The 8,621-nt window shown below is 69.1% G+C and carries 6 protein-coding genes; 2 read left to right on the top strand and 4 right to left on the bottom strand.

Annotation, left to right across the window (positions count from 1 at the left end):
* Window positions 1-197: 197 nt before the first annotated feature.
* Window positions 198-2,192 (top strand): S8 family serine peptidase, encoded by a 1,995-nt coding sequence (locus D7V97_RS35885; RefSeq protein ID WP_120615124.1) that lies wholly within the window; start codon window positions 198-200, stop codon window positions 2,190-2,192.
* 193 nt (window positions 2,193-2,385) lie between these two features.
* Window positions 2,386-4,047, top strand: coding sequence for an invertase recombinase-like protein (locus tag D7V97_RS35880; protein ID WP_120615123.1), 1,662 nt, complete (start codon window positions 2,386-2,388; stop codon window positions 4,045-4,047).
* 176 nt (window positions 4,048-4,223) lie between these two features.
* Here the strand turns inward: D7V97_RS35880 and D7V97_RS35875 are convergent, their stop codons facing one another.
* The 4 genes from D7V97_RS35875 to D7V97_RS35860 form a co-directional block, all read right to left on the bottom strand.
* Complete coding sequence (locus D7V97_RS35875; RefSeq protein WP_120615122.1) at window positions 4,224-4,919, bottom strand: hypothetical protein; 696 nt, start codon at window positions 4,917-4,919, stop codon at window positions 4,224-4,226.
* A gap of 1 nt (window position 4,920) precedes the next feature.
* On the bottom strand, window positions 4,921-6,519 hold the full coding sequence (locus tag D7V97_RS35870) for an aromatic amino acid hydroxylase (protein ID WP_233583432.1): 1,599 nt from the start codon (window positions 6,517-6,519) through the stop codon (window positions 4,921-4,923).
* Between the two features lie 92 nt (window positions 6,520-6,611).
* Window positions 6,612-7,532, bottom strand: a complete 921-nt coding sequence (locus D7V97_RS35865; RefSeq protein WP_120615120.1) for a LysR family transcriptional regulator — start codon at window positions 7,530-7,532, stop codon at window positions 6,612-6,614.
* 50 nt (window positions 7,533-7,582) lie between these two features.
* The gene (locus tag D7V97_RS35860) at window positions 7,583-8,404 is read right to left on the bottom strand and encodes an NAD(P)-dependent oxidoreductase (RefSeq protein WP_120615119.1); all 822 of its coding nucleotides are present in this window, start codon (window positions 8,402-8,404) and stop codon (window positions 7,583-7,585) included.
* Window positions 8,405-8,621 lie beyond the last annotated feature (217 nt).

The following is an 8,621-nucleotide window of genomic DNA, read 5'->3' as shown; positions in this document are numbered from 1 at the left end:
GCCGAGTGGGGCGGCGGGGGACTTGCCTACATTGTCGGAGGATGGAGTTGTTTGTTGCGCCCGGGCGAATGGCGCCGGCATTTTGGCTGGCGGACTACTCCGTGAAAGCCGCGTTGACCGTGTTATCCAGAAAAGCTAATTCCACGGTCAGTGCGAGGGCTTCAAATCCGGTGCCCGCACGTTCCCCGAGAGGCCGAATGAAACTGAAACTGACCCAGGCGGTGAGTGTCATCTCCCTGCTGGCTGCGGCATGCGGCCCGATGCCCGAGGCGCAGGACTCCGACAGCGAGCAGTTCGGTCACACGGCGCAGCTGCTCCGCCGTGAGCGTGCCATCCCCGGCGAGTACATCGTCGTCCTGCGTGACGCCACGCAGGAGGTCCGGCAGCAGGGGGCGGCGAACATCGCCCGGGAGCTGGTGTCCCTCAACGGGGGCAAGGTGCTGCGGACCTATGAGCACAGCATCCACGGCTTCCTGGCGACCATGAGCGAGGCGGAGGCCCGTGGCCTGCTGTCCGACCCTCGCGTGGCGTACGTGCAGGAGAACGGCCTGATCCACCTGTCGGCGACGCAGACCAGCGCGACCTGGGGCATCGACCGCATCGACCAGCGGGACCTGCCGCGCAACAGCTCCTACACCTACAACGTCGACGGCACCGGCGTGCATGCGTACGTCATCGACACCGGCATCCGGCTGACGCACACCGAGTTCACCGGTCGCACCGGCAACGGCTACGACTTCATCGACAACGACAGCGACCCCACGGACTGCCACGGCCATGGCACGCATGTGTCCGGCACGGTGGGCGGCACGACCTGGGGCGTGGCGAAGAAGGTCACCCTGCACGGCGTGCGGGTGCTCGACTGCACGGGCTATGGCAACGACGCGCAGGTCATCGGCGGCATCGACTGGGTGGCGGCCAACCACATCAAGCCGGCGGTCGCCAACATGAGCCTGGGCGATGTCGGCATCCAGGCCATCGATGATGCGACGGAGCGGTTGATCGCCGCGGGCGTCACGACGGTGGTCGCCGCCGGCAACGACAGCGACAATGCCTGCGACTACTCGCCGGCCCGTGCGCCCAACGCCATCACGGTGGGCTCCACCACCAGCAGCGATGCCCGTTCGTCGTTCTCCAACTACGGGACGTGCGTGGACATCTTCGCGCCGGGCTCGAGCATCACCTCGGCCTCGAACTCCGGCAACACGTCGAGCACTTCGATGAGCGGCACGTCCATGGCCTCGCCGCACGTGGCCGGCGCCGCGGCGCTCTACCTGAGCGCCAACCCCTCCGCGACGCCCGCGCAGGTGCGTGACGCGCTGGTGAACAACGCCACGCCGAACAAGGTCACCAGCCCGGGGACCGGCTCGCCCAACAAGCTGCTGTACACGCTCTTCATCACCGGGGGCGGCGGCAGTGACACCACCCCGCCCACGACGTCCATCACCTCGCCCGCGGGCGGCGCCACGCTGAGCGGCACCGCGAGCGTGAGCGCCAACGCCTCCGACAACGTGGGCGTGTCGCGCGTGGAGTTCTACGCGGGCACCTCGCTGCTGGGCACGGCGACGACCGCGCCGTACAGCATCGCGTGGAACACGACGGCGGTGGCCAACGGCACCTACGCGCTGACCACGAAGGCGTATGACGCGGCGAACAACATCGGCACGTCGACCACGGTGTCGGTGACGGTGAACAACGGCACGGGCACCTGCTCCATCTCCGAGCAGCTCCTGGTCAACGCGGGCTTCGAGAGCGGCAACACGGGCTGGACCACCTCGGCGGGCGTCATCGACGGCACCACGACGGGCAGCGCGCCGCGCACGGGCACGTACAAGGCCTTCCTGAACGGCTACGGCAGCACGCTCACCGAGTACGCCTACCAGGACATCACCATTCCCTCCACGGCGTGCAGCGCCACGCTCAGCTTCTGGGCGCTCATCACCACGTCGGAGACGACGACCTCGACGGCCTACGACAAGCTGGCCATCCAGGTCCGCAACAGCGCGGGCACGGTGCTGGCGACGCTGGCCACCTACAGCAACCTGGACAAGGGCACGGCCTACGTGCAGCGGACGTTCGACCTGGCCGCGTACAAGGGGCAGACGATCCGCGTCTACTTCAACGGCACGGAGGACTCGTCGCTGAAGACGAGCTTCTTCATCGATGACACCGCGGTGAACATCGTCCGGTAGTCCTCCAGGCTTCCGTCATTCGATGTTCAAGGGCCTGGCAACCTCACCCGGTTGCCAGGCCTTTTCTTTGCCGTGCACGAAGCGGGTCTCCTGTTTCGCGTCCTGGCTCCGTCCACATCAGCACTCCCCGTCACGCCCATAGCCAGGGGGAAGTGTGGTACGAGCGGACATTTCCTGAAAACGGAGGCTCGCTGTGACGTTGTTTCGAGTGTGTCTGGCTTCGCTGCTGCTCCTGGTGGCCGCCTGCGGTGATTCGGATCCCGAGGTGACTCTTGATGCCGGCCAGTCCGTGCCGGATTCAGGTGCCGAGCCGCCGGATGCAGGCGCCGGGACGCCCGACGCGGGCCACGAGCCGCCGGACGCGGGCCACGAGACGCCCGATGCAGGTGTCGAGACCCCGGACGCAGGCCATGAGACGCCCGACGCAGGCGTCGAGACCCCGGACGCAGGCCATGAGACGCCGGACGCAGGTTCCGGGACGCCCGATGCAGGTTCCGGGACGCCCGACGCAGGTGAGGTTCCCGCGGGGAACGTCATCGACAACTGGGGCTTCGAAGAGTGGCCCGGTGCGCTTCCGGCGAAGTGGTACGGCAGCACGTCGAACATCTCAGCCGACGGCGTGGGTCGGGTGACGACGAATGCCTTTGAAGGCGCGAACGCGGCCCGGCTGACCAACACTTCAACCACGCACCAGCGCTTCAGCACCCTGGCGAAGTCGATGCGCGCGGGCCGCTACGCCTGCACCTACCAGGCGCGGGGCACCGGTGAGGTGCGAAACGCCTTCTTCGACGACGACTACTCCTCCTACTCGGCCTACACCAAGGTCGACAGCAAGGAGTGGAAGAAGCTGTCGTACAGCTTCAACCTCGCCGCTGACGTCTTCGATACCTTCGAGCTCATCTTCAGCGTCCGAAGCACCAGCGGGGAGCACCTCTTCCTCGACGATGTGCGCTGCGTGCGGGCCGACGAGCCGTGTGATGCCGTCAGCTGCGAGGTCTGGGAACGCTGCGTGAACACCACCGCGACTTGCGAGCCGCTCTCTGGTCGCTGCCAGGACGCCGCGGATTGCAGCGAGTGGCAGACCTGTGATGACACCCACACCTGTGTGGTCGCCGCGGATCGCTGCACCCGTCACGCGGATTGCGCGGGGACCCCGGCGACGCCGCGCTGCGACTTCGCCACGCACCTCTGCGTCGCGGGCGACCCCTGCGCTGGCGTCACCTGCAGCAACCCGGCGACGACCTGCAACCCGACGACGGGCGTGTGCGAGCTGGCCGAAGGGGCCTGCTTCACCACCTACGACTGTCGCGGTGCGCTGCCTGCCTGCGACCCGGCAACCCGGCGCTGCGTCTCCGCCGCCCACCCCTCGAACATCATTCGCAATGGTGGGTTTGAAAGCTGGAACACCTATTCCATCCCCTACTACGGGGACCATTACATCCCCGACTCCTGGTACGGCATCGACAACGGCGTCTCCGACCCGGGCACCGAGATCAAGCCCACGCGCCTCGTGCCCTACACGACCGCGGTGCACGGCGGCGCGAGGGCGCTGCAGTTCGTGGTCCCGATCCAGGTGGCCGAGCGCTTCTCCCTGGAGAAGTTCAACGTCCCGAGCGGAAACTACTCCTGTTCGTATCGGGTACGAGGCCACGGCAGCATCCGCCATCGCACCTATTCGAGCGGCGGCTGGAGCGCGCAGACCGACTTCGTCGCCGTGGACAGCGACGCGTGGCAGCCGGTGTTCTTCCGCTTCACCGGCAACGTGCGCGACTGGCGCCTGCTCCTCTATCCGAGCCGCAGCTCCGCCGACCGCGACCACCTCCAGGTCGACGACGTCGTCTGCACGAAGGACTGAGCGGACGCCTCCCAGCGCATCCGGCTTCTGAGAGGCATTGAACGAGCGGGCCGCTTCCTGGTGGGGAGGCGGCCCGTTCTTCATTCACCGGCCGAGGATGATGATGGCCATCCTCGCGATGAGCATGAGACCCCACAGGGGGCGTGAGGAGGTGGGGCGCGGCTACAGCTCCAGGATCAGAGCCCCTTCTTCTCCCGCAGCGCCCGCTCCACTTCAGGAAGGAAGGGGCTGCCGCCGCGCCGCGCATGTTCCAGCGCCTTGGCGTGGTCGAGCATGCCCCGCGTGAGCACCTCGGGCACGTAGGTCTGCTCGTGTCGCTCGATGTCGCCGCAGTCGAGGTCCGGCTTGAACTCCTGCCAGCCCCGGCCGCCGACGATGAGGGTGCGGAAGGCCTCGGGGACGGAGCGCGGCCCGCCCGCGTTCGCCCAGACGGGCGTGTGTGAATCCAACAGCAGCGCCCGCGCTGTCAGCGTCCCACCGACGCCCAGCACCGCTCCGTCCGTCCCCCAGGTGCCGACGATGACTCCGGACGCGGTGAGGTCGCGGTCCACCACCACGCGCGCGCTCGTCGCGTACTCGAGGCTCCGCGCGCGGAGGTGGCCCGTCACGAGGAGGGTGCTGGTGGCGTAGTCCCCCGTCGTGAGGAGGACGTCCCCTGTCGTCACGAGGTCCCCGTCGACGATGAGCGCCCACGGGCCCTCCCCGGTCTCCACGTCCTCGGACGTGTCGAGGCTTCCCTCGATGAGGCGCGGGCGCACCTCCGTGTCGACGAGGGTGCGCGTCTCGAGGAACCAGTCCCACAGGTCATGGCCGCGATAGCGCTCCGAGAGCTCCTCGAAGGACACCTCGCGGCCCTGCTCGTCCAGTCTCATGCTAGGCGTGGGCAACGCGCTGCTGCGGGGGCACCTCGCCGCGCAGCTCCGCGACCTCGGCGCGCAGCAGCCAGTCCGACGGGAAGTCGCTGGACGCGTGGGCGATCTGCTCCAGCCGCTCGGCGGACAGCTGCCCCGTCTCGCGGAGGCTGCGCACCTCCCGGTAGAGCTCCGCCAGGGACGGGTGCAGGGCCAGCGCCTTGCGCTCGCGGGCCTGCGCCTCGCCGTCGCCCGCGGTGAAGGCATCCAGCTCCCCGAACCACCGGTCCCACGCGCCCGGATCCGCCGGGCCGCCCGCCACCGACGGCAGCCGCTCCGTCAGGTACAGGCGCGCCATGGACGGCAACACCAGCTCACGCCCCGCGAGCGTCCCGCGCAGGCCAATCACTTCACCGCCGCCCACCGCGAAGCCCTCCAGCACCAGCCCGCTGTCCAGCGCGAGCCGGAAGTTGCCGCGCTCCGGCAGGGTGCCCTCGCCAAAGGCCACCAGGGCCGCGCCGTTGAACGGCTTGCCGTCCGCGTGGCCATGGCGCGACGTGAGGATGGGGCCCTCCAGCCGCGCCAGGGAGGTGGACAGGCCCGGGGCCACGTCCTTCACGGCCGGCAGCAGCTTCACCACCTTGCCCGTCACCTCGCGGCCGTCCGCGAGCACCAGGTGGTTCACGGTGCGGGCGCGCAGCGCCTCCTGCAGGCCCAGGTCTCCGCCGCGCTTCCACGCGAGCGTGGACTCGAACTCCGCCAGCACCTCGAACAGGTGTTCAAAGTCCCGCGCCACGAAGAGCTGCGGCTGCATGCGGGTGATGTCGTAGTCCGTGTCCGCGCACGCCACGCCCAGGGGCAGCTTCTTCACGTTGGACGTCAGGCAGTGCTTCGCCTCGCCGATGCTGGACAGCAGGCCCGCGCCGTAGATGCGCGGGCGCTCCAGGTCGCCCACGAGCCCGTACTCCGCGGTCCACCAGTACAGGCGGCTCGCGCGGGTGCTCTCGCTGGTGTAGCGGTGGCTGGCATTGGCGACCTCCAGGCGGGCCTGGGCGTGCGCGATCTCCGCGTCGCTCGCCGTCGGGTCCTCCTTCACCACGGACAGGTTGCGGATGGCCTCGAAGACGGCCTGGTCCTCCACGCTGGCGATGGCCTTGAACCCCACCAGCCCCACGGCCTTGAGGTACTCCGCGTAGCGGCGGTTGGCGATGATGGGCGCGTGGCCCGCGCTCTCGTGCACGATGTCCGGCGCGGGCGTGTACTGGATGTGCTCGTGCGTGCGGATGTCCGCCGCGATGGCCAGCACGCCCAGCGCCTGCAGCTCCGTGAACACCGCCGGCGGGATGAAGCCGCGCACGGCCACGCAGGACCAGCCCAGCTTCGACAGCTTCTCGTTCATCTCATCCAGGCTGGGGATGGCCTCCGCGCCAATGCCCGTGGCCTCCAGGCCGTCCAGGTAGACGGGGTGCGCCTTGTCCCGCAGGTGCCCGCGCAGCTGTCCCAGGATGTGCCGCCACACCGCCTGATCGCGGGGCGTGTAGGCCGCGTAGTCCTGGGCCACGACGTAACGGCGCAGGTGGGCGGGCAGGCGGGCAATCGTCCGTTCCGTGGGGGTCGTCACAGGGGGGGCTCCTTCGAGAGAAACAGGACACCTGGAAGATACCCATGTCAGCGGCGGACGGAAATCCGGCATAAAACGACGTCTTCGTCGGATTATCGCCGTTTCTGGAGCCGACGTCGCAGGCCGTCCAGCACGGTGTGGGCGCCGGGGCTGAGGCCGCCGGAGGGCCACAGGGCCACCACCTCCACGACCTGCGGCTCCTGTTCGCGCAGGGGCCAGGCATGGATGTCGGTGGGGAAGGGCTGGGTGGGGCGCACGTCGGGGGCGATGGAGCAGGCGCGGTAGGCGCGCAGCAATTCGTAGAGGTGGAGGAAGCTCTCCACGCGGCCCACCTCCTCCACGGTGACGCCGTGGGCGGCGAAGCGCGCGCTGTTGGCGCCGCCGTACGGGTCGTCGCGCAACCAGTCCACGAAGCGCTGACCCTGCAGGTCCTTCACATCCAGGGCCCGCGCGGTCGGGTGCGCGTGGACGAGCGCGGAGTCGGGGCCGGCGAGCACCACGAAGGGCATGCGCAGCAGGGACTCGGATTCCACGCCGTCATGCGGAGGCAGCGGGGTGAAGTCCAGCACCAGGTCCTGCTGGCGGGTCTGCACCTGGCGCACGAGCTCGTGCGAGCCGCCGAAGCCCACCACCAGCTTGAGGTCGGTGGCGGCCGCGTCCTGCGCGATGCCGCCCAGCAGCGACATGGACAGGGTGGGGTTGAGCCCCAGGCGGAGCGTGGGCTCCACGCGGGCCAGGTCCATGAGCCGCTTCATGTCCAGCTGGTGCAGGGGCGTCTGGGTGCCGGCGTAGAGGCGCTCGCCGCGCGCGGACAGTTGCAGCCTGCGTCCCGGGCCGCGCTCCAGCAGGGCGGCGCCGTCCGCGAGGGCCTCCTCCAGGGCGCGGATGTGTTCGCTCACCACGGAGCGCGCGACGCCCAGGTGTTCCGCGGCGGCGTCGATGCTGCCCGCCTCCACGGCGGCGGTGAAGGACTCCAACCAGACCAGGTGTCTGAGCAGCTTGCGCGGGGGCATGAGGGCCTTGCTCCTGGCGCACCCATGCGCCCCGGTGAGGTTGCGGACGGTCAGATGAAGTAGTCGGGGAACAGCTCCGCGCCGGGCACGGACTGGTACTTGTCGAAGTTCGTGACGCCCACGCCGCGCAGCACGTCCTCGTCGATGCAGAAGTTGCCGGTGAAGGAGCGGCTGGGTTTGGTGAGGATGGCGTAGGCCGCGTCGGCCATGATCTCCGGCGAGCGGCTGCCCTTGATGGTGTCATCACCGCCCAGCAGGTTCTGCACGGCGGCGGTGGCGATGACGGTGCGGGGCCAGAGGGCGTTGACGGCGATGCCCTCGTCCTTGAACTCCTCCGCCATGCCGAGCACGCACATGCTCATGCCGAACTTCGCCATGGTGTAGGCGACGTGGGGCCCGAACCAGCGCGCTTCCATATTGAGCGGCGGCGAGTTGTTGAGGATGTGTGGGTTCTTGGACTTCTTGAGGTACGGCAAGCACGCCTGCGAGCACGCGAAGGTGCCGCGCGTGTTGATGCCGTGCATCAGGTCGAATCGCTTGAGCGGCGTCTCCAACGTGCCGGTGAGGCTGATGGCGCTGGCGTTGTTGATGAGGATGTCGATGCCGCCGAAGGTCTCCACCGCCTTGGCGACGGCCGCGTGGATCTGCTCCTCGTTGCGGATGTCCACCACGCAGGGGAGGGCCTTGCCGCCCGCGGCCTCGATCTCCTTGGCGGCGGTGTAGATGGTGCCGGGCAGCTTGGGGTGCGGGTCGGTGGTCTTCGCGGCGATGACGATGTTGGCGCCGTCCCGGGCCGCGCGCAGCGCCATGGCCAGGCCGATGCCCCGGCTGGCACCGGTGATGAAGAGGGTCTTGCCTTGGAGGTTGGACATGGGGCGCATCCTCGCTGAATCGCGGGAGGCCGCAATGCCCGTCGTCGTGGACTTCGGAACGGAGAACATCCACGCCTCCCGGAGGTGGACAGGCGTTACGCTCCCGGGACCATGAACCGGCTCCTCCTGTTGCTCGTCGCCGTGGTGTCCGTCCGCTGTGCCCATGCGCCCGAGGCCCCGCCGCCGGCCCCCGCGCCGCCCGTCGTCGTCTGGCCGG

Source organism: Corallococcus sp. CA053C (assembly GCF_003611675.1).
Taxonomy (GTDB): domain Bacteria; phylum Myxococcota; class Myxococcia; order Myxococcales; family Myxococcaceae; genus Corallococcus.
The sequence above is the reverse complement of the archived record's forward strand: the minus strand, read 5'-3'. Positions and strand labels throughout refer to the sequence as shown.

Excerpts from the sequence above, each read along its gene's own strand:
- D7V97_RS35885 (WP_120615124.1), top strand. The coding sequence starts at position 198 with ATGAAACTGAAACTGACCCAGGCGGTGAGTGTCATCTCCCTGCTGGCT.
- D7V97_RS35875 (WP_120615122.1), bottom strand. The coding sequence starts at position 4,919 with ATGAGACTGGACGAGCAGGGCCGCGAGGTGTCCTTCGAGGAGCTCTCG.
- D7V97_RS35865 (WP_120615120.1), bottom strand. The coding sequence starts at position 7,532 with ATGCCCCCGCGCAAGCTGCTCAGACACCTGGTCTGGTTGGAGTCCTTC.
- D7V97_RS35860 (WP_120615119.1), bottom strand. The coding sequence starts at position 8,404 with ATGTCCAACCTCCAAGGCAAGACCCTCTTCATCACCGGTGCCAGCCGG.